The organism is Fictibacillus sp. 5RED26 (genome assembly GCF_015903895.1).
GTDB classification, from domain to species: Bacteria; Bacillota; Bacilli; order Bacillales; family Fictibacillaceae; genus Fictibacillus; species Fictibacillus phosphorivorans.
This window is the reverse complement of sequence record NZ_JACZDU010000002.1, coordinates 798391-818809: the sequence shown is the minus strand read 5'-3', so window position 1 is coordinate 818809 and position 20419 is coordinate 798391. Positions and strand designations below refer to the sequence as shown.

The 20419-nt window shown below is 36.4% G+C and carries 22 protein-coding genes; 6 read left to right on the top strand and 16 right to left on the bottom strand.

The features are described 5' to 3' along the window. The first annotated feature begins 191 nt into the window (after nt 1-191). The 4 genes from IHV10_RS12305 to IHV10_RS12290 all read left to right on the top strand — a co-directional run bounded on the left by IHV10_RS12305 (nt 192) and on the right by IHV10_RS12290 (nt 3078). The gene (locus tag IHV10_RS12305) at nt 192-1223 is read left to right on the top strand and encodes a multicopper oxidase domain-containing protein (protein WP_370568612.1); all 1032 of its coding nucleotides are present in this window, start codon (nt 192-194) and stop codon (nt 1221-1223) included. Nucleotides 1224-1237: 14 nt separating this feature from the next. Beyond that, entirely contained in the window at nt 1238-2407 is a 1170-nt protein-coding gene (locus IHV10_RS12300) for a ZIP family metal transporter (RefSeq protein WP_197129699.1), read from the top strand. 12 nt (nt 2408-2419) lie between these two features. Then, the gene (locus IHV10_RS12295) at nt 2420-2593 is read left to right on the top strand and encodes a twin-arginine translocase TatA/TatE family subunit (protein ID WP_197129696.1); all 174 of its coding nucleotides are present in this window, start codon (nt 2420-2422) and stop codon (nt 2591-2593) included. A gap of 146 nt (nt 2594-2739) precedes the next feature. Continuing rightward, a complete protein-coding gene (locus IHV10_RS12290) occupies nt 2740-3078 on the top strand; it encodes a helix-turn-helix domain-containing protein (protein WP_197129693.1) in 339 nt (112 codons plus the stop codon). A 58-nt stretch (nt 3079-3136) separates the two neighbouring features. Here the strand turns inward: IHV10_RS12290 and IHV10_RS12285 are convergent, their stop codons facing one another. From IHV10_RS12285 to IHV10_RS12255, 7 genes are all read right to left on the bottom strand, one after another. After that, nucleotides 3137-5263 (bottom strand): heavy metal translocating P-type ATPase, encoded by a 2127-nt coding sequence (locus tag IHV10_RS12285; RefSeq protein ID WP_312035281.1) that lies wholly within the window; start codon nt 5261-5263, stop codon nt 3137-3139. Beyond that, nucleotides 5235-5624, bottom strand: coding sequence for an ArsR/SmtB family transcription factor (locus tag IHV10_RS12280; protein WP_197129690.1), 390 nt, complete (start codon nt 5622-5624; stop codon nt 5235-5237). Before IHV10_RS12280 ends, IHV10_RS12285 begins: the two co-directional genes overlap by 29 nt. 353 nt (nt 5625-5977) lie before the next feature. Beyond that, a complete protein-coding gene (locus tag IHV10_RS12275) occupies nt 5978-7249 on the bottom strand; it encodes a cytochrome P450 (protein WP_197129687.1) in 1272 nt (423 codons plus the stop codon). 374 nt (nt 7250-7623) lie between these two features. Beyond that, on the bottom strand, nt 7624-8160 hold the full coding sequence (gene resA / locus IHV10_RS12270; RefSeq protein WP_197129684.1) for a thiol-disulfide oxidoreductase ResA: 537 nt from the start codon (nt 8158-8160) through the stop codon (nt 7624-7626). A 211-nt stretch (nt 8161-8371) separates the two neighbouring features. Then, nucleotides 8372-9433, bottom strand: a complete 1062-nt coding sequence (locus IHV10_RS12265; protein ID WP_197129680.1) for a copper resistance D family protein — start codon at nt 9431-9433, stop codon at nt 8372-8374. After that, the gene (locus IHV10_RS12260) at nt 9430-9975 is read right to left on the bottom strand and encodes a copper resistance CopC family protein (protein WP_197129676.1); all 546 of its coding nucleotides are present in this window, start codon (nt 9973-9975) and stop codon (nt 9430-9432) included. The genes IHV10_RS12265 and IHV10_RS12260 overlap by 4 nt, the downstream gene beginning before the upstream one ends. An 18-nt stretch (nt 9976-9993) precedes the next feature. Then, nucleotides 9994-10512, bottom strand: a complete 519-nt coding sequence (locus IHV10_RS12255; RefSeq protein ID WP_312035280.1) for a PCYCGC motif-containing (lipo)protein — start codon at nt 10510-10512, stop codon at nt 9994-9996. A gap of 422 nt (nt 10513-10934) precedes the next feature. Here IHV10_RS12255 and IHV10_RS12250 point away from each other — a divergent pair, with 422 nt between their 5' ends. Beyond that, nucleotides 10935-11678, top strand: coding sequence for a YwmB family TATA-box binding protein (locus IHV10_RS12250; RefSeq protein ID WP_197129673.1), 744 nt, complete (start codon nt 10935-10937; stop codon nt 11676-11678). Nucleotides 11679-11859: 181 nt separating this feature from the next. Here IHV10_RS12250 and IHV10_RS12245 read toward each other — a convergent pair whose 3' ends face one another. Together IHV10_RS12245 and IHV10_RS12240 are read right to left on the bottom strand one after the other, a co-directional pair. Beyond that, nucleotides 11860-12255 (bottom strand): sporulation protein, encoded by a 396-nt coding sequence (locus IHV10_RS12245; RefSeq protein WP_197129670.1) that lies wholly within the window; start codon nt 12253-12255, stop codon nt 11860-11862. Between the two features lie 274 nt (nt 12256-12529). After that, nucleotides 12530-13090 carry a zinc dependent phospholipase C family protein gene (locus tag IHV10_RS12240; protein WP_197130015.1) on the bottom strand — a complete coding sequence of 187 codons (561 nt, stop codon included), beginning with the start codon at nt 13088-13090 and terminating at the stop codon, nt 12530-12532. A 412-nt stretch (nt 13091-13502) separates the two neighbouring features. Between IHV10_RS12240 and IHV10_RS12235 the strand changes: the two genes are divergently transcribed. Then, a complete protein-coding gene (locus tag IHV10_RS12235; RefSeq protein ID WP_197129666.1) occupies nt 13503-14387 on the top strand; it encodes a peptidylprolyl isomerase in 885 nt (294 codons plus the stop codon). 315 nt (nt 14388-14702) lie between these two features. On the opposite strand, the gene IHV10_RS12230 is transcribed toward IHV10_RS12235, so the two are convergent. The 7 genes from IHV10_RS12230 to IHV10_RS12200 all read right to left on the bottom strand — a co-directional run bounded on the left by IHV10_RS12230 (nt 14703) and on the right by IHV10_RS12200 (nt 20400). Beyond that, on the bottom strand, nt 14703-15146 hold the full coding sequence (locus IHV10_RS12230; RefSeq protein WP_197129663.1) for a JAB domain-containing protein: 444 nt from the start codon (nt 15144-15146) through the stop codon (nt 14703-14705). Nucleotides 15147-15475: 329 nt separating this feature from the next. Beyond that, the gene (locus tag IHV10_RS12225) at nt 15476-15676 is read right to left on the bottom strand and encodes a hypothetical protein (protein WP_197129660.1); all 201 of its coding nucleotides are present in this window, start codon (nt 15674-15676) and stop codon (nt 15476-15478) included. Nucleotides 15677-15788: 112 nt separating this feature from the next. Then, a complete protein-coding gene (locus tag IHV10_RS12220; protein ID WP_197129657.1) occupies nt 15789-16238 on the bottom strand; it encodes a CBO0543 family protein in 450 nt (149 codons plus the stop codon). A gap of 298 nt (nt 16239-16536) precedes the next feature. Continuing rightward, nucleotides 16537-17103 carry a hypothetical protein gene (locus IHV10_RS12215; protein ID WP_197129653.1) on the bottom strand — a complete coding sequence of 189 codons (567 nt, stop codon included), beginning with the start codon at nt 17101-17103 and terminating at the stop codon, nt 16537-16539. Between the two features lie 13 nt (nt 17104-17116). Then, a complete protein-coding gene (locus IHV10_RS12210) occupies nt 17117-18205 on the bottom strand; it encodes a lysozyme family protein (RefSeq protein ID WP_197129650.1) in 1089 nt (362 codons plus the stop codon). Between the two features lie 12 nt (nt 18206-18217). Next, a complete protein-coding gene (locus IHV10_RS12205; RefSeq protein WP_197129647.1) occupies nt 18218-20047 on the bottom strand; it encodes a CD3337/EF1877 family mobilome membrane protein in 1830 nt (609 codons plus the stop codon). Nucleotides 20048-20061: 14 nt separating this feature from the next. Beyond that, nucleotides 20062-20400, bottom strand: a complete 339-nt coding sequence (locus IHV10_RS12200; RefSeq protein WP_197129644.1) for a hypothetical protein — start codon at nt 20398-20400, stop codon at nt 20062-20064. Nucleotides 20401-20419 lie beyond the last annotated feature (19 nt).

Sequence of the window (20419 nt, the reverse complement as noted above, 5' to 3'; positions counted from 1 at the left end):
TTTTTGTCCCACCCACTTTCACCATATTCTATTGGCTTTTTGTTCATTCCAAATAAGAATTTTATAAATAGGATGTACAATAAATAACCTTACAAAAAAAAAACAATTGACAGGATACTTGTATTAGGCATAAAGTGTAGTTATTAATCATAAAAGTTGCATAAGGGAAACTTTTTAAGAGGAGGTCAAGTATGGATAAGGAACTGGAAGAAAAGGAACAAGTCTCTCGTCGTGATATTTTGAAAATGGGATCTGTCGGAGCCATTGGACTTGCAGGAAGTTATTTTTTGAACAAGGTTGCTCCATTTACAGGAACGGTTAACGCCTCATCTCACAACAATCACAAGAAAAAGAATAGTCATGCTAATCACGCGAACATGTCGGATAAATCCAAAACAAACGGCTATAAGATGGCTGAGAGATTGCTTACTGAATTTGATTATGGAAAAGTCAGCACCCTGCCGAATGGGCAAACACTAAGAACGTACGAAGTCGTTGCGGTTGATAAAGAGATCGAGATCGCTAAGGGAATCAAGTTTCCAGGCTGGACGTACAACGGAACCATCCCTGGACCAACATTCCGTTGTACAGAAGGTGACATGCTGCGTTTCAACTTTGTTAACAAAGGCAGTCACCCGCACTCGATTCATTTCCATGGCATCCATCCTCCCGAGATGGATGGGTTAGATCCGATCTATCCAGGTCAATCTTTCACGTATGAATTTGAAGCGAAGCCTTATGGATTACAGATCTATCATTGCCATGTACTCCCTTTGGCACGACATATTCATAAAGGACTTTATGGAAACTTTATCATCGATCCTAAGAAACCGAGAAAACCTGCAATAGAACTGAACATGGTGATGAACGGTTTTGACTTGGATTTAGACGGAGAGAACGAATTTTACACCGTGAACGGTTATGCGTTCGCGTTTATGAATCATCCGATAAAGATAAAAAAGGATGAGCTTGTCCGTATTTATTTGAGCAATCTAACGGAATTTGATTTGTTGAACTCGTTTCATCTTCATGCCAATTACTTTACGTATTATCCGACTGGAAGAGACGACAACCCTTCCCAGTTCACTGATACGATCATGCAATGTCAAGGTGAACGCGGGATTGTTGAAGTCCGTTTCCCATACAAAGGAAAATATATGTTCCATGCTCATGTCAGTGAATTCGCTGAACTAGGTTGGATGGGATTCTTTGAGGTCGAGTAAAAGGAGGGGTGAAGATGAAAGCAAAATGGTGGATTGCAGGACTTATTCCGTTGATTTTATTAGTTGGCGTATTAGCTTGGGTGTTAAAAAACGGGGCTGGTGTTGAACAAGATCCAGCCGCACCGATTGAAGTCTTAAACATCGAAAGAATACAAGTAACGGTTTCTGGATTCGAAGTGGATGTGAGCAACACAGGACCAGAAACCCTAAAGATTTCACAGGTAATGGTGGATGATTCGGTATGGGATTTTACGGTCTCTCCTAGTCAGACACTAAAGCGATTTGACGAAGGTACCGTCATGATCAATTATCCTTGGGTCGAAGGTGATCCTCATGCTATAAAACTGATTACGGAGAACGGCATCATCACGGAAGGTGAGATTCCAGCTGCAACGTTAACACCCAAGCCGACTTTGGAAAACTTTTTGAAATATGGCTTTATCGGATTTTATGTCGGGATCGTCCCCATCACACTAGGCTTGTTGTGGTATCCGTTCATGAAGCGTTTTAAACGTAAATGGATCAATGCAATATTAGCATTAACGGTTGGTTTATTGCTGTTCCTTTTCGTCGGAACATTAGCAGATGGATTCGAGATTGGAGCTGAAGCACCATCTGTCTTCCAAGGAAACATGGTGGTCATCATCGGAGCTGCTCTTACCTTCCTCCTTCTGATCGGCTTTGACCAGTATCAGCATAAGAAACAGGAATCTAAAGGGTATTCTCCTTATGCTTTAGCTTTACTCATGGCAACAGGGATAGGACTTCATAACTTCGGTGAAGGTCTTGCCATCGGCTCTTCTTTCGCCTTAGGTGAAGCCGCACTCGGAACCTTTTTAATCATCGGGTTCACATTGCATAACATCACAGAAGGCATCGGGATCGCTGCACCATTGTTAAAGACCAAACCACGGTTTAGGGACTTCGTACTCCTAGGATTGATCGCAGGGGCACCCGCCATCTTGGGCACTTGGTTCGGAGGCTTTGTCTTCTCTCCGATCTGGGGAGCATTATTCTTAGGAATTGGAGCAGGTGCGATCCTGCAAGTTATCTTTGTTATCACTAAGTTGCTCATCGAAGACCATAAAAAGTTCAGAGAACCATCTGTCTCTTGGTTAAACCTAGCTGCATTCTCAGTTGGGATGCTCATCATGTACTTTACGGCGTTTTTCGTAAAATATTAAGGAGGGATAGCGATGTTAGGACCAGGAAGTTTGGTATTAGTAGGAGCTGCTGCTCTCATCGTCTTCGGGCCGAAAAAACTACCCGAACTAGGTAAAGCAGTAGGAGCGACACTGAGAGAGTTTAAAAAATCTACCAATGAACTTATGGATGAGGATGAAAGAAAAACGCAAAACAATAAAGATTAATACCACTAAAAAAATAATCAAAACATTAGAGGCTGCTAAGAATTTAGCAGTCTTTTATTACAAATATAGTATAATTTTACAATCACCTAAAAGGCTAAACTTATAAAGGATTAAATAAATTCCCTAAAGAAACGGAGGATCTAATAATGTTTCGGGATTTTGGCCAGAGAATGAGGGTTTATAGAAATCAAAGTAATGTGACTTTAATGGAACTTGCATATAAGTTAGGGGTTTCTAAATCGTATTTAAGTAAACTTGAAAATGGTAAGACGACTACTATTAAACTTACTAATCTTCAATTATTACATGATGAACTTAATCTGTTTCCAAATATTCCAAACGAATGGAGGCACGATAACATTTCTTTACGATTGTTACGGGCAAACCAACAATTACATTCCATTTACAAACAGCAACCCCATCTAGTTGAATCCATTTTAACCAATCTAGAGCAAAACATTCAATTGCAGCTGGACAACGAATAATGGCTCAATATAAATAGTAAAAAAACGCTTGGAAAACCTACTCCAAGCGTTTTGTAATTTAATTCTTGTCTTTTATACTTAAAAGTCTCAAACTATTTAATGTCACGATTAGGGTCGCACCCATATCTGCAAAAATCGCAATCCAGAGAGTAAGCCAGCCTGGAACGACTAAAAGCAACGCTAACAGCTTGATGCCAAGTGAAAATGTGATGTTTTGTTTAATAATCGTTAATGTTTTTTGGGAGAGTTTCATGGCGAATGGAAGTTTTCTTAAATCGTCTGCCATAAGAGCAATATCCGCAGTTTCTAATGCCGTGTCGGTCCCTGCTCCACCCATTGCTATCCCCACATTTGCTGCTGCAAGGGCGGGAGCATCGTTCACACCATCTCCTACCATCGCTACTTTTTCATAGGATTTACGAAGTTCTTTAATAGTTCCAAGTTTCTCATGTGGTAGTAGTTCAGACTGAATATCTGTAACACCTACTAGTTTCCCGATAGCTTCTGCAGTACCTTTATTATCCCCGGTCAACATGATTGTTTTTTGGATTCCTTGAGAATGCAACTGTTTTATGACTCCAAGACTGGATTCTCTTATTTCATCTGCAACGGCGATTAGTGCTAAGATTTCATTTTCGTTTCCAAATAATATTACAGTTTTCCCTTGGTTTTGCAATTCACTGATTTGAGCAGTGAATGATTCTATTCCTGATAAGATGCGCTCTTTGCTCCAAGTTGGACTTCCAGCGAAGTATGTTATACCGTTAATGGTTCCTTGGATACCCTTACCCGTTATAGATTGAAAGTTTTCAATATCAATCTGTTGGTAAGAGCAATCTAAATCATCCGCTTTCTTTACAATTGCCGATGCTAGGGGATGTTGAGACGCTCTTTCTAGGGCGGCTACTAGAGAGAATATCTCTTTAGTGTCACTTTCAATTTTAAGATCTGTTACAACAGGTATCCCCTTCGTTAACGTACCCGTTTTATCAAATGCTATTGCTTTAATCGCCCCAAGTTCCTCTAAATGGATACCGCCTTTTATTAATACACCGTTCCGAGCAGCGTTTCCGATTGCCGTTACGATAGAAACTGGTGTCGATATGACTAACGCACAAGGGCAACCAACTACGAGAACAGCTAATCCCTGGTAGATCCACTTCTGCCAGTCACCATCAAATAGGGGAGGGAGAACAGCGACAAGAAAGGCAACAAGGATGATTGCTGGTGTATAGTATTTTGCAAACCGATCCACGAAAGCCTGAGAAGGTGCTCTTTCTGCTTGAGCTTCTTCAACCAGATGAATAATTTTTGAGATTGTCGTGTCATCGACATGTTTGGTGACCTCAACCTCTAACAACCCTTCCTCGTTTAGTGTGCCTGCAAAGACTTCATCATCCTTTTCTTTTGTAACTGGAATGGATTCTCCTGTAATTGCCGCTTGATTGACAGAAGAGATTCCCTTTATTACACGTCCATCCATGGCAATTTTTTGTCCTGGTTTTACGATCATGACATCCCCTACCTCAATGTCATCAACCTTTACCATTTGTTCTTGGTTACCACGCTTGATCAGCGCTTCTTTAGGTGCTATATCCATCAAGGATCGGATCGATTGTCTTGCTTTATCCATCGAATAGGATTCTAAGGCTTCTGAGATAGCGAATAGGATGACAACCATCGCCCCTTCTCCCCATTCACCAATAAATGAAGCACCGATAATCGCGATTGTCATCAGAGTCCTCATATCAAAGTCAAGATGGAGAAGATTCTTAAATCCTGTGATAAACAGTCGATAGCCACCGATTACAATTGATAGGACATAGGGAATTATGGAAGTGATCGATTTCTCCCCATACATCTCAGCTGCAAGCCAACCCATGATCAGAAAAATGCTAGAAGCGATTAGGGAAGCATGCCGTTTATAAATTGCTTCATTATTTTTTTCAAACTCCTCGTTCTCTGGAACAACTTTGATATTCTCAAATGCTCCTGCTTTTTCGATTGATTTAATAGTGGTTTCTCCATATACAGTCAGTTTTAATGCTCCAAAATTAACACTTGCATCTGAAACACCATCCAGGTGTTTTACGTTCGTTTCGAACTTTTTCGCACAGCCCGCTCAAGTGAATCCAGACACACGGTATACAGTTTTGTTACCTTGCTTCGTTAAAGCTTCTTCCACGATGTTCCACCTCCTCCTGGTGTGTAAAAGTAATTTTAATCAGTTGTACTACATGCTCATCATCTAAAGAATAAAAAACCAGTTTTCCTTCTTTTCGGTATTTCATTAAGCCCATACTCCTAAGATGTCTTAGATGATGGGATGCTGTTGCAGTTGTACTTCCTACGATGTTAGCAACATCACAAACACATAGCTCCTTTTCAAGTGTAAGTGCATAAGCTATTTTAAGTCTTGTTTCATCTGAGAGAGCTTTGAAAATACTTGCTACGTTTAGCGAATTTCTTTTATTGATTTCATCTTTAACTCGAACAACTTTTTTCTCGTCAAAACAAGTTACTTCGCATACGTCTTGACTTTTCAACTTTTATCCACCTCATCCCAAACATTCAAACATCCATTTGAATGTATTATATGTAAATTGAAGAGGACGTGTCAACATTCAAGAGTAACTCCAGCATTTTGAAACCCTTTAATCTCAATTTGATGTAGTTTGTCGTGGTTGCACCATCTTTTGTTTGAGTAGTTCAGATATAATTCACCATAAACATTTTCATTTTGTTGTTTGTAATAAGTATGGTTAAGGTTTTTTTTATTAATTGGACACACATAAATGGTTTAGAACGGATTGATTCCCACATAAGAAAGCCCGTTTTTAACTTATTAGCAAAAACAGGCATTATCCAATAAATTAATTAGGTTACATTAAAACCCCATTCAAGAGTCAGTAGTCAGCTTTGGTTTAACATTTTTTATTACTACTTTGCTTTTTGGAATACTCGGCATGCTCACCAAGCTGTAACTTAAATCCTGATCTGGAACTTCATATTTCATTTGATTAACCAGATAATCAAGACTTACTTTCATAACTTCAATTGTGACCCATTCTCCAGCACAGCGATGACCCATAAATTGATCACCACCACCTTGTGGAATGAAGCTAAAAGGGCTTCCTTCCCATCTGGCAAAGCGCATCGGATTGAATAAATCAGGGCTTTCCCATACTTCTGGATCATGATTGGTACCATAAAGATCAAGTAATGTTAAGGTATCTTTTTTAAACTCATAGCCCTTCCAGACAAAATCTGTTTTCACCAGTGCCGCAACACAAGGAAAAAATGGAAAGAATCGGCGCACTTCCTGTATAAACATATGAAAATATTTTTTATAGCAGGATTGAAGTTTTTTCCTTTCTTCCGGATAATGATGCAATGCGAGCGCTATGAAATTGATAAATATAGCGTTCGCGACAATTGGTCTCAAGATATTGATTACTTCAACAGCAGCGGTGTTGATATCCAGAAGCTTTCCTTCTAGATCTTTATGCCAGGTAAATACATGTAAAGCAGTATCTTCTGGAGGATTTATTTTCCCATTACGCACCTTATTAATTAACTCGACAATCCACTTCTCCACGTTATTACGTGCATGTCTACCAAGCCAATGATTAAGGCCAATTGCGGCTGGAGTCTCGAACATCGCTGCTAAGTCTTTTGTCATTTTTTTAACATCAGCATCTTCTATAGGAACTCCCGCCCATTGACACGCCGTTCTGCACATAATTTCCTTCACTTCTTCATAGAGGGTAATTTTGTCTTTCCGTTCCCATTTATTTAGAGCTGTCATCCATTGAATTTTTGTAATGTTTGTTAGTTTTCGGATTCCTTGGGTAGTCATAATGGACATAAACATTTCTTTCCGATGTTTGTGATCTTGTCCATCCAATGCCTGAACACCATTTTTCCCAAACAATGTTTGAACTGCTCGATTTGGTGCTGCACTTTTCCTTTTGAATTTCTCAGGGTCATAAAAAATTTCAGTAGCTTCCATCCCGACCATGCATATTGCTTTTTTTCCAAGTAATCGTGTCTCAAAAACATTAGAATTAAAGCCTTGACGTCTATTTAAAATGTATCTATAACCCTCTCTAATGAAACTTAATGAATGATCTATTCCTTCCTCTCGAGGCATTTTACGTATTTCTGACATATCATTTACCTCCACTTCAATTAGTAATGGTTTATTTATTAACTATTCCTTATTAACTTTTAATAAACTTACACATTCTATACGGTGCTCAAATTGATATAATTTAACCTTATTAATGATAAGGATAAGGTCTTCAAACATGAAACTTTTGCATCCAAACTTGCAGCAACGGAAAGTCTTCACAAAATAAACATTGAACCGCCACACTTTATTAACGTTTTTAAAAAGAATTACATCTTTCTATTAAAGATGGAAGATGAATGTTATCTTATAGCCATCCCTAGAACAACTTATGCAAAAGAAGCCTCCCACGAAAATTTAGTGGGAGGCTTTTTTTAATTTCTTCTCTTATTCATTTAGCTAGTAAAATGCACTTATTTCTTCTCTTTAGGTACGATTTGATTCATAAAGGAAATGATGTCTTTTTCACTTAAGCTAGCGGTAGTCTTTTTTACAATTTTTCCGTTCTTATCAATCAAAACCGTTGTGGGTATCGGTCCAATCCCAAAAGCTTTAGTTACTTCTCTATCTTTATCCATAGGAATTGGGAAAGACAAGTGGTATCTATCTACGAAGTTCTTGACTGACACGTTAGACTCAGCTATGTTAACGGCTAGAATCTCAACCCCCTGATCTTTATATTTTTGATATTGTCGTTCCATATAAGGCATCTCCCGCTCACAAGGTTTACACCAAGTACCCCAAAAATTCAAGAAAACTCCTTTGCCACGATAATCAGATAATTTCACAGATTTTCCGTTCAAGTCTTTCAATACAAAATTAGGCGCTTGATCTCCAACCTGAACGAGAGAATTTTTTTCCTTAAAAAGGTTTATATAGAGCGTGTATCCAATTACTAGTACAAAAACACCTAGAATCAGACTCCTGTAAATAAATCGATTTTTTTTCATTTTTAACCCTTCGTTATCATATTTTTTTTCTTTAAAACTAATGTGGCCAAACTTCGATCACTCCTAAATAAAATATTACCTTATACATATTGCTCATTTATTTCAAACCCTTATTGAAAATATAGCAGTTAAATTTGTATAAAGTGTGAAGAAATAAAAATTAATACACATAAATAAAAACATCCTCCGGCTTTTCAGCCGAAGGAAAACACTACAAAGTTATATTAAACATAAAACCAAAATATAAAGTCACGATAAAAGCTAGACCAAAGGACAAGGCTAAAACTGGTTTCGCATTTTTTCTAAAGCTGATTAATATCAATAGCAAGAACAATACAGAAAGTAAACCTAAAATAACACCTAACATGGTTGGTTCTAATTGAATTTGGAAAGAAGACGGTATTTTACTTCCAAGGAAGTGCAGCATCCATGGAGCGGTCTCCACCGATTCATGAGGCGGTGACAAGGTTCCTAGTCTACTTGTAAAGAAAAATACGATCAATAATATAAGGCTTTCGATCCTCATCCAAGAAAGGGGTTGAAAGGACCAATCAGCCTTTGTTTTTTTAGCCAGTATCCCGTTGATGACAGCAAACACGAGAACGGGGATTATGCTGATATGTTTAAGCAGTAACATCTGACCATATGGAATAGCCCAGGAGTTAAGATATTCGCTTGGTTCCACGACTTTAAACATGATAAAGATGCCACTCATAAAAAGGATAACCACACATCCTATGGCTACCGGATTAAACCATCTTAAGAACTTCGCCCAGTTTTTTGCTTCCTTTGAAAACCAAGCTACTTGAAGTAGAATCCCTACCCAAACGCATACACTTAAGAAATGTACCGTATGAAGGAAAAAGCCTGACCAAAAAGATAGTGAGGCAACATGGCTCGCATATCCTACAGAACCTATCAATAGGAGCAGCCAAAATGCTTGCAAGTGTTTGGAACCTTTTAAGAATAAGGTCACCCATAGCATTACAGAAACAATCGCTGTGATAATCCAGCCTTTTCCAACGTTGAATTGTGTGAGAACCAAGTAAGTGGTATGTCTAAAACCAAAATCCTCTGCAAAATAATTGATGACATAAAGTACCGGGCCGAAGGAAAAGAGTAAAACCCCTAGTGGCATGATTAGCAATAGTGTTCTAGAAGTTATGATCTTCGGCTGTTTGGATTCTGGAACGTACTGTAAAATCACATGTCCAACGAGTAACGAAAAGAAAACATAGTTTAAGAATTCAGCGAACGGAATGAAACCGGTCATGACTTCATCTTCTTGATTCTGAAGAAAAAGACGATAGTGCCAATCACAAAGCCGATGATGATAAAGAATATCGGACTAAGACCCTCATCCTTTTTTGTATTCTCTTTGGTTAACCCTTTTTCTTCATCTTTTTGTTTATCAGAATCCGTTTCTGTTTCGTTTTCCACTGGTGAATCTACTTTTTCTTTTTGTTCGACTTGAACGTTGAACGGGATTTCTCCGTCAATAGGATGACCGTCCGTTCCGATTATCTTCCACTGGATCTTGTATGAGCCATTTTCTAATGAACGAGGCAACATGCCACTCATTGACTTTTCTTTGATCTTAACGGAATCAAGTTCAATCTCTTCCCCATCATCCTTAACGACCTTCATCGTACTTAAGTTCTCAACCTTTGTTTCGAATTGAAGGGTTATCTCTTTTAGTTCCTCTTTCACTATATCGCCATCTGCAGGACTTGATGATTTTAGTCCTGTATGAGCACTTGTGAGAGTTGGTACCATAAACGTAAGTAAGCAAAGCATTAACACAAATTTTTTCATATAAAATCACCTGTTTCTTTAAATTTCTGGAGTGGGTGTTGGTTTTGCATATCCCTTTTCATACGTTGAGTCAATTTTTTCTCGAATTTCTTTTATGGATTTGCCTTTGCTGTAATCAAGTACGGATTTTGCGGCAATTTCTAAACATACTCCGCACTTTGTCCCATGATCATCCCATACCAGAGAACCATCTGATTTATTTTCATTTATAAAACAATCGTAGTTATTCTTATGACCCGCTTCTTCACCACAGCCACAATAACAGGGCATCTTCTCTAATAACTCTTTATGCATAGCAGCAGCTTTATAGATAATCTGCATGTTTTCTGGTTTTTCAGATAAAAAAGAGGGAAGCGTCTCCATGTTCTTTGTTTCTTCTCTAATATCTGAGACCCCATGATCTGACTTTTGACTGCTTGATTCAGATTTATGATTGCTATGTTCAGCATTGCTCTTCTTAGGCTCATCTTTTGAACATGCCGTAGCTAATAAAAGGCATAAAACGAGCAGATAAGGTACTATTCTATTTATGTTCACAGTTTCTCACTCCTAAACAGTTAGCGGTTTAGCTTCAACGTTATTGTAATAAAAGAAAAGCCCCTCGTATAGACGGTTCACAATATATACATATATAAACAAATAAAAAAAGCAGTGAGTTGTCTCGCCACTTTTCACAAAGTAGTAAATAAAATTCACTTATTATTTTGTTTATAATTTCAGCAATCTATAAGATCATTCCTGCACACTTTTAAATAAACATATATAATCATTGTTTTTTACTTCGATTTTCTTCTTCTCGTTTATGACCTTCTAATAACAAATGGAAGAAGAAGTCGATCCCTTTGTTAAATCCTAAATATTTCGCACAAAAATATGGAATGATTTTAATGTTAGTGAATCTAGTAAACTTGTATAATTTCATCTCTAGCTGGTAATCCTTTAATTATGGGGTGAATACGATGTTAAACAAGAAGAGAAGGAATTTATTTTTAATTGTATTTTTATTTGGTATTTTTTTATTGAATGAGAAAAATGCTTTTAGTTTCTTTAAGGAAAATCAATTGTTGGATATAATAGAAGGGGTAAAAAAACAGGAAATAGAAATAAAAAATTGGTCTATGTTAATAAAGAAACCTATTGTTCAAACGAAAAGCAAAATTGAAATTAATAAAAAAATAGAGCAAATTAAAACTGAACAAAAAGGATTTACATGGTCGATCGAACCTTCACAAGGAAAGCACTATAAAATGATAGGGATGAGGAAAAATTTTACAGGGAATGTCAGTGAGAGAATATTGATTATCTTTTATCCTGTAGAAAATAATAGATATAATTTGAGTGTCACATACGCTGTACTTGGTAAAGGCTGGAACAGAAATGAATGGAATCGCATTTCAAAGGAATACGAGTCGGAAATGAATCGCTTTTCTGTATTTTACGCCGTTGAAGGTGTTAAAAAGCTTAAGGAACCACTAAAAACGGAAGCAACAAAGTTATTAAATCGGTTCTCTGCAAATACAGTAGAGGGTTTGTATGAAAAAAACTTCATATCAGTATCTGCTTATAATAAGATTTGGAAATCAAAAATTCCATTAGGAAATCAAAAATTTATGAATCTACACATTTCTTATCGAACTTCAAACGGTAATAATAATGATACAACCGTAACGATCGGCACCCCTATTATTACATCGGAGTATTAAAGCTGTTTTTCGGTTTGCTTCATAAATTTTTAACGTGTTAAAAAACTTTTACATGTTTGATATCATTATTATAAGAACATATGATAAATAGAACTTATCCCAACCCCATTTTTGTGTAGATATAGAAAGGTCATGCCTACTTAGAGGCATGACCTTGTTGTTTACGCCGTATATAAAAAGTTTAAGATTTGAACACTATTTTAATAACATCTTCATCATCACTCTTTAATCCTTCGTTAAAAATTAATTTTGTTTTAAAGTAATAAGACTCTTCTTGTCGAGACGCTACAAGTGATGAAGGCAGTTCGAAGGTAAATGGAATCCTAGTTTCTTCGTCTGCGTTTATGATTGTAGAAGTATGAATAGTGAAAGACTTAATTACTTGCTCCGTCTGCTTATTTATATTTTGATAAATAAGATCGCAATCTACTCTTCTAATTCCTTGTTCGATAATCCCTCCGTTTATATTGAAGTGCCCGACTACAATCTCACCAGGATAATAAGTGTCCTTCTCTAACAATAAGTCAATTTTCGCTGAACCAATTCCAATTAATGCTGTGTACTTTCTAATTAACATATAGGTCCCTCCATATTAAAAGATAAATTTCCAGTTTCAATAGTGACAAAACATTAGCAACAGCCTAGTGAAAGAAAAAAGACCTATGCTATTTTGCGGCATAGGTCTTAGAATTCAAAAAAGACCTCTACCAACAGGTAAAGGTCTTGCTAACAACAGCGTGTTGCCAATACAGCCGAGAGTAAACTCCGAATTGACGACTATACTGTAAAAGCTACTCCCCTTTAGGAGAAATATATTTTTTTCTGAAATCTCTTTAGATAGATATCGGTCATTAAGCTGTTTTACTGACCGTGTTAGAATAAATTTTTTCCAGAATGAAAGTGCATAAAGCACTGCAAACATTAACTGAATACACTACATCTCTCATGTAATCGCTCTCCAATTCATACTCTGCTAACAATTCTTTCAGAAAAAAAGATACGCTTTCTTTAGAGTAATCCTTTACCGCAGGCAAGGTCAGTCGATTTACCAAATTCAAAGTCTTTACCTTATTATCTAATGTTGCTTCATACTTCACGTGAGGTATCATGTAATCTTTAAATTCCCACCTTTGATTATGTGGAACGCAAAAAAAGTCAGTAACAAAATGGCAAATGACACCCATTTCAATTTCAATTCTTTTTTGTTTTTGTTTATCTAATAAATGGATTGCTGGTGTATTAATAAGAGCAACAACTTTATCTACGACAAAATCAAAACTCTCTTCTATATAATGTTTTCGTTTGGCAAGTTCAGGAACAAAATCTGGTTTCATATTAGCCCAATAGAATGTTGATTTGTTTAAGTCATACTGAACATTTTCTTTAACATGTGTCTTTATATGAAAAGCCATCACTTTATGTGAATATGCAAACAGAATAAACAGTCCTTTCTAATAGAAACATTATTTTCATAAACATAGTACATTCGTGAAATTTAGTCAACTTGTGTAATGTTTTTATATGTTATTAATTAATCGATTACCGATAAATGTCCCGGTCTAATAAGCTATGTTAAGGAAACATGAAATGGATAACCTAAATTCGAATAAATGATAAAGTACTGTATACACCGTATTTTGGTTAATACTCATTGTAAGCTCTGGCTTCTCTATGTGTGCGTATATTGCCTTTTTGATTGAATAAGATAATTTAAAACCCTCTTTAAAAACTTTGTAATTTCTCTCATATTCCCAGTTTAGAATCCCAAAATGATTATGGTATATCTACAAACACTAAGAAAAAATGACCTTGGAGGGTTTATAATTGAAAAGATGGATGCTTTCGTTAGGATTAATGACAGGACTCCTTGCATTGTCAGCTTGTAGTTCTGGAGAAGCTTCAGATTCAGAAGCTATTGTAGAGTCGAACGTGGGAGAAATCACGAATGAAGATCTTTACGCTAAATTAAAAGCTCGATACGGAGAACAAGTTCTTAGCCAAATGGTTGACCAGATGGTACTTGAAAAAAAGTATAAGGTAACTGACAAAGAAATAAAAAAAGAAATAGAAAAGATCAAGAAAGAATCTGGCGGGGAAGATGCGTTCAAAAAGCTTCTTGAACAGAACGGAATTACTGATGAAAAAGCACTTGAAGATCGTATAAAAACTATGCTCGTCAGCCAAAAAGCCACAACAGATGGCGTGAAAGTTTCAGCAGAAGAAATGAAGAAAGCATTTGAAGAAAAATTCAAAACTGAGGTTAAGGCTAGTCACATCCTTGTTGACGATGAAAAAACAGCACAAGAAGTAAAAGAAAAACTCAATAATGGTGGAGATTTCGCAAAGCTAGCAGAAGAGTATTCAAAAGATCCTGGATCAAAAATGAAAGGTGGGGATCTTGGCTTTTTTGGTAAAGGAGCCATGGTACCTGAATTTGATAAAGTTGCTTTTACAATAGAAAAAAATAAAGTAAGCGATCCGATTAAATCTAATTATGGCTATCACATCATTAAAGTGACTGATAAACGAGAGAATACTTTTAATGATAAAGAAAAAGAAATAGAAGAACAAATAAAACAAGAAAAAGCAAAACCAATTACTGAAATCGTAGAGAAGCTTCGCAAAGATGCAAATGTAAAGGTTAATGACAAAGAGCTAAAAGGGATCTTAGAGAAGAAGCAAGAACAAACTCCTCAAATGCCTCAATAATTTTTTTTTCAAAACTCGTTTTCGTAAATAAATAGCAAAGAATTCAAAAGAGCATCTAATACGATGCTCTTTTTTGATGGGATCGTAAAGGTAAAGACCACCATTTAGTAAACATCATACGTATAAAATAAAACTTAAATTGTGCTGGTATTGCTTTTATTGTGTCAGCACATTATTGTGCGCTTCAAAGCATTTCCGATTGTGAATCACAGTAAAGATAAGGGGAGCGTTTTCTCTCCTTTAAGGTACTTGGACATTCCATTTCTGAGAAAATAAGAAATAAAGGAAGAGATTTTCATCTCCTCCTTCTATGCTTTACATGCAGCCTTTTTCTTTTAAGCTTGTATAGTCTGCATCGGCATTTACTATCAGATGATCTAATACATCAATGCCAAGCATCTTGCCGGCTTCTGCTAATCGCTTCGATACTGCAATGTCTTCTCCGGATGGTGTGATATCTCCACTTGGATGCTGGTGCGAGACGATAATCGAAGCTGAGTTGTTTAAGATCGCCGCCTTGAATACCTCTCTTGGGTGAACAATACTTGAATTAAGAGCTCCTACATGACATCGGTGGACGGCTACAACTCTATTTTTCGTATTGAGACACATCACGAGAAATACTTCCCTGTCTTCATCTCCTATGAATGCAGCTGCAATCTTTGCTCCATCGATTGGTGAACGAATCATGTGACTCTCTCCTTCTCTCACCTCTGCGATAACTTGCTTGATTTGAAGAATTTCATACAGTTTTTCCATGCTTCAACAGCTCCCTTCTTTGTTTGAAGGCCAACTAATCTTTGCGATAAGAGCTGTCAAGGGACTTGAAGTTTGTGCAAGTTTTTTGGAGTGTTATCAAAAAAGTTCACAAAGTTTGCGGAGAGATAGCGAAGCATCCCTTTACTGATCTCATGAGCGAACGATTACACTTAAGAGAACAAAGAGGAAAGAGAAAATACTTTTTATTTTTCGGTTAAAAAGTACATCTAATAATTTAATTCTTGCTATTGACCTTCAACAATCGCACCAGTTAGTTGAAAAGAAGATCTTTGATAAGGAGTAACCTACCCCATTTTAATTGGTATTTGTCAGCCACCCTCTATACAAGTTGCAGTAGAGCTCCCAACAGCAGTATTTAATTTTTCAAGAAGTATAGATAGATGTTGTTCTTCCACTAATGTTTCTAAGGATTGATTTATAATTGGGATACGATATTTATTGAAAATTTCTGCCGTCATTTCCCAAACTTCAACTATTGCTCGGGGGGACATATTTGATTGTATAACCACTCTATTCTCCTTTTGCTTAATTTTATTTTAGATCTGATTCAATAAACCTCGCCTTTTGTTCAATAAAATAGTATACTTCTCCTTTTTGAAGAATTCACAAAGTTAGTGCAATCTAATTTAAAACGTTGTTTTTTACTAAAGCTTTATAGTAAAAATACAATAAAAAATAAGGTGCAAGATATGAAAGAAAAGTCCAACCTATATTCCAATTGTTACTGTATTCAACCCTTCCAATTATTAGATAAATGAACTCTAGTCCTGTTGTTACTAAAGAAAAAACTAATATAGTGAATAAAGCTTTTTTGTATTTTCGTATTAATAATATAAGTAAGAATGCCAAGATACTGTATAAACCTAAATTGAATGGCAGCTCAGCAATGGTATCATCATCAAATGGTTTTACGTTCCAAAAACCAAAATAAAAACCGAGTTCATCAACAAAAAAGGCTAATACACTTCCGAATGGAGCTATCGTTAATAGAAGTGCTTTATTCATTTTTTTGTGAAACATTAATATTATAGACCAGGGAACTAGGAAGGCAACAAAAATGTTAAAGAACATAATTAAATAATCACCCCTATCATTTTTCCTCTTATCCTTTCTAAATTTGACTGTTTCTATTGGTAATTAACACAAACTATCCCATAAAAGAGTTATTCTTGAGTGGAGGACTAAAAAATGTAAAAATATTATTTACTCCCTGCCATAAAAGGAACTTTATTCATCCCTTATGCTTTAGGTGAACATTCTACATTATTCATTTAACATCCTGCTTTTCAACTAACCCTTATTCTAATATCTGGCCCATTGAATAAATATAAGAAAAAAGATGTCCTTTTTAGCAAGACATCTTTCATTTTTATAATGGTTCAGCATCTAATTGTTCAAATCCATTGACTAACCACTTCTCTCCTTCCTTTTGTAAAAAGACTTCCAAAGTAATACGAGAGTTTTCTTTTTGATTATTAGCTAAAGATGTTATAGTCTCCTCAAATGTAACGACAGCACTACTGTTCTCACCTTCATTTTTGATGTAAACCCTTGAATCATTGACTTCATGTTCATAGAGAAGCTTTTCCCCTTCTTCAGTAGAAAAGTACTTGTTGAACAGTTCTTGTGTTAATACTGTTTTTGCTTTTTCACATCTTTGTTCAAGTTGATCATCTTTCACATGAAACATGGACTGTATAAAAACATTAATGCTCTCTTCAATCTTTGCATTTTCAGTTTCGTTGACTTCTTTTTCGTTCATTCTAGTATTGGTTTTTAAAAATTGTATTTGATCTTCTTTTCGTTCAACTTCTTTTGTAAGTCTATTAATTTGGACAGCTTGCTGATCGATTGTTCGAAAGCCGAACCAGATAAGTAGAATTAATATAATCGTGAAACCTAATAAACCTGTCTTTACTATGAATTCCTGTTTCAAATTTTCCTCCTCCCTATAAACCCAGTAGAGTATGTGGATTTAGGTGATTACTCCATTTGGATTCTTTAATTTCAAAATGGAGATGGGGACCTGTTGAATTTCCTGTGCTACCGCAAACTCCAATATTCTGACCGCTTTTGATCGATTCACCTTTTCTAACATTCGCCTCCGATAAGTGAGCATAACCGGAATATAAGTTATCTCCATGTTTCAATATAACTAAATTCCCATAACCTGCAGCTCCGTTTTTATTTTTATGAAAACCAGAATAAACGACTTTTCCTTCACTTGCTGCATGAATAGGTGTTACATGATTGATACAACCAAAGTCGATACCTTTATGATTCTCTTTGCTACCATCAGACCAAGTTCTCCATCCGAATCCACTGGTTACGTTCTTCAAACCTTTTATAGGAGACGACCAATCCCCCTTTCCTGAAGCAGGAAGAGTGTAATCATAGTACTGCAAAACGGCATCCACATAGCCAATATCTCCATAGCAAGCTTGCTCCGCTAAAGATTCAGGGCGTACGCAGCTATAAAGTCCAGTGTGTGCTAACTTTTGATATTGTTGTTGTGAAAATGCAATCGCTAGCTCTTTTGTATACTGCCCTCCATTTTGGTTCACATAGTCGATGAAGCCACTACCAAAATTATAGCTTTGAATGGTCGTTTTCAAATCACCCTCTGCTTCCTTAAGCATTGCAGAAAAGTACTTTACACCTTGCTCAATAGATTTTTCAGTATCTTTAATACACCCAACACTTCCACATAAGCTTTCACTCGCTTGCATTGGATCGTCACCTTTTCCTCCCGACTCTTGCATCATAATAGCAAGTAGAACACTGACATATTCGCTCACTTCGTATTCTTTTGCGTATTTCTCTACCGTTGCTTTATGTTTAAGGACATTTTGACTGACATTAGCCGTTCCTTCTTCTAACGTATTGTTTTTACCACCAAATAATTGATCAGCCATCATTAATACCATAAAGGCACTTCCGAAAAGCAGTCCAATAAATAGAATGATAGGTAGCAGATATTTCAGTACCAATACCCATATGGCTGTCTTCACTTTTACTTCTACAGCTTGTCTTATCAACTGGCATCCCTCCTAATCCTTGCTAGACGAACGAAGTCGGGGTGTTCGATTTAACTTTCCATGGGTCTGCTCCAATTGATTTTCGAAAGTCTTATCTTTTATTTGGTACGGGTTTCTTGCTGAAGATTGAGTCCGTTTAGGAGAGGTCATCGATTCTATTTTTTGTTTACGTGCATTTAATTGCTCGTTCTTGTCAGGGTTAGTGATTTGATTGGATGGTGAAGTTTTCTTATTTTTCATTAAGAAATTCTGTTCATCCTTATTGAATGATTGATGTTTTAATTTCTTCGGTTTCCGGTATTGGGATGGTAAGAATGAAGAATGGGAAGATGATTGTTCCATGGCAACAGCGGTGTCTTGTTTGGGTTGGTTGGGATATTTAAAGCTTCTTGAATGGGAACTACTAGTCTTTCCATTGGGACGAATAGGATGAACGTTTCCTGAATGTCTGCTTGAAGAGCTGTCTTGATCATTGGTATTTGTATTTTTTATTGCTGAGAATCTTCTTATAGGTTGACGAAGTTGTGAAACAGCACCTTGCATACCTCGTTTTGCTTTACTAATAGATTTACGATTTAAAGTAGATGCCCCCATTTGATGAAGATTTGGTGTAGCACCCTCTAACATACTAAGAGCAAACTGACGCTTGGAGTACATGAAGACGATTGCCACACAAAACATGATTTGAATAAAGATTCTGTAATAAATGTCATCCGACATGTTTGTCATCTCATACCCCAATGAAATAAAACTAGTCGCCACTAGTACAAAGAACATCGTCACTGACTTAAAAAGAATGAGAATGGTTGTCCCTTTCAGGTATCTGCCAACCAGTGCTTCAAAACTTGGAAACAGACTGATAAAAATCATGATGGGTGCTAAAAGCAGCATCATGATAAAAGCGAACTGCAGCATCACACGAATTAATGCGATAAAGAAAAACACGACACCTTGTATAACCGTTGAAAGTATCATAACGAGAATGTAACCGGCTTGCTTCCATCCATTACCCGCAAAGATATTTTTGTTATCGTATTGATCATATTCTTTCTGAGCAATTTCTTCTCGTTGTTTTACCCCTTCCTCAATTCTTGGGTCTGCTTTTAAGTAGTCACTGATTCGATTAGTATCTTCGGCCAGTATCTTCTTTTCCTGTGTAGTCCCATACTGTAGTAGTAGGTAAGGTTTATAGATTAACGCATCAAATACTTTATTCTCAATGCCAATAGAAACATTTTTTGCTGTGTTCTTATCAAAGCTATTAAACTGAAAAGCATCATCATCATTAAGAGTTGGATTGACACTCATTACAGCATTTTCTAGTGATGTAGAAAGACCATGTGCAAGGTCGATATAATTGAACTTCTTAGATTGAATGGAAAATAGGAGAGTAAGGCTTAGTAGAATTAGAGTTAATAGTTTAAAGAACGCCTGCCAGTTTTGTTGAATATAGGATCTTACAACGATTCCAATGGAAGCTACAGACAGTGCAAACAAGCCAAAATTAAATGTAAGGGTGCCGGCAGTTCCAGCTGTTATTTCATGGACGGCATCCTTTGTCATGTCCACTACATCGAGCGAAAAGAGTTGATAAACGACCATCATCGTGATTTGTGAAAGTACAATATTGATCATCCAAAAAAAGTTTTTCACCGCAGTTGCAGTCGCCGAACCTGTTTTCGCTGCGACATCCCACCAGCCATCATCCGCGTATGACATTAACTCATACGCAGATTCATCTCGTTCTTTCGCCTTTCTTTCCGTTTCTTCTGCAAAAACCACACTCGATTGAAATATGAGCAGAAGTAAGAAAAAGAAGGAAAGGAAAAATGGATGTTTCACATCCTTCACCTCCTCTAGTAATTAACACATTGATCGGAGTTAGATTTATAATTATTTGTTCCATAGGAGATTTTATAATCTTTCATAATAAAATCTCTATTATATTTATCATCCTTCGTTTTCCAGGAAACAATATAATCGCCCTTAAATTCTGATTTTCCATTTTCGATAGCTTCACAAGCTTTTACTAGCTGAATATCTTCTGCAGAATAATTCCCATCCTTAATTACTTTTTGTTCCAGTGCTTTCTTTGAAACGGCTTCATGAGTCTTTTTTCCATCAAGTCCAAGTTCGTTTGTCCCACATCCTCCTAAAAGGAAAACCCCTAATCCTATTAAAATCATTTTTTTCATAAGACTCTCTCCTCTCATG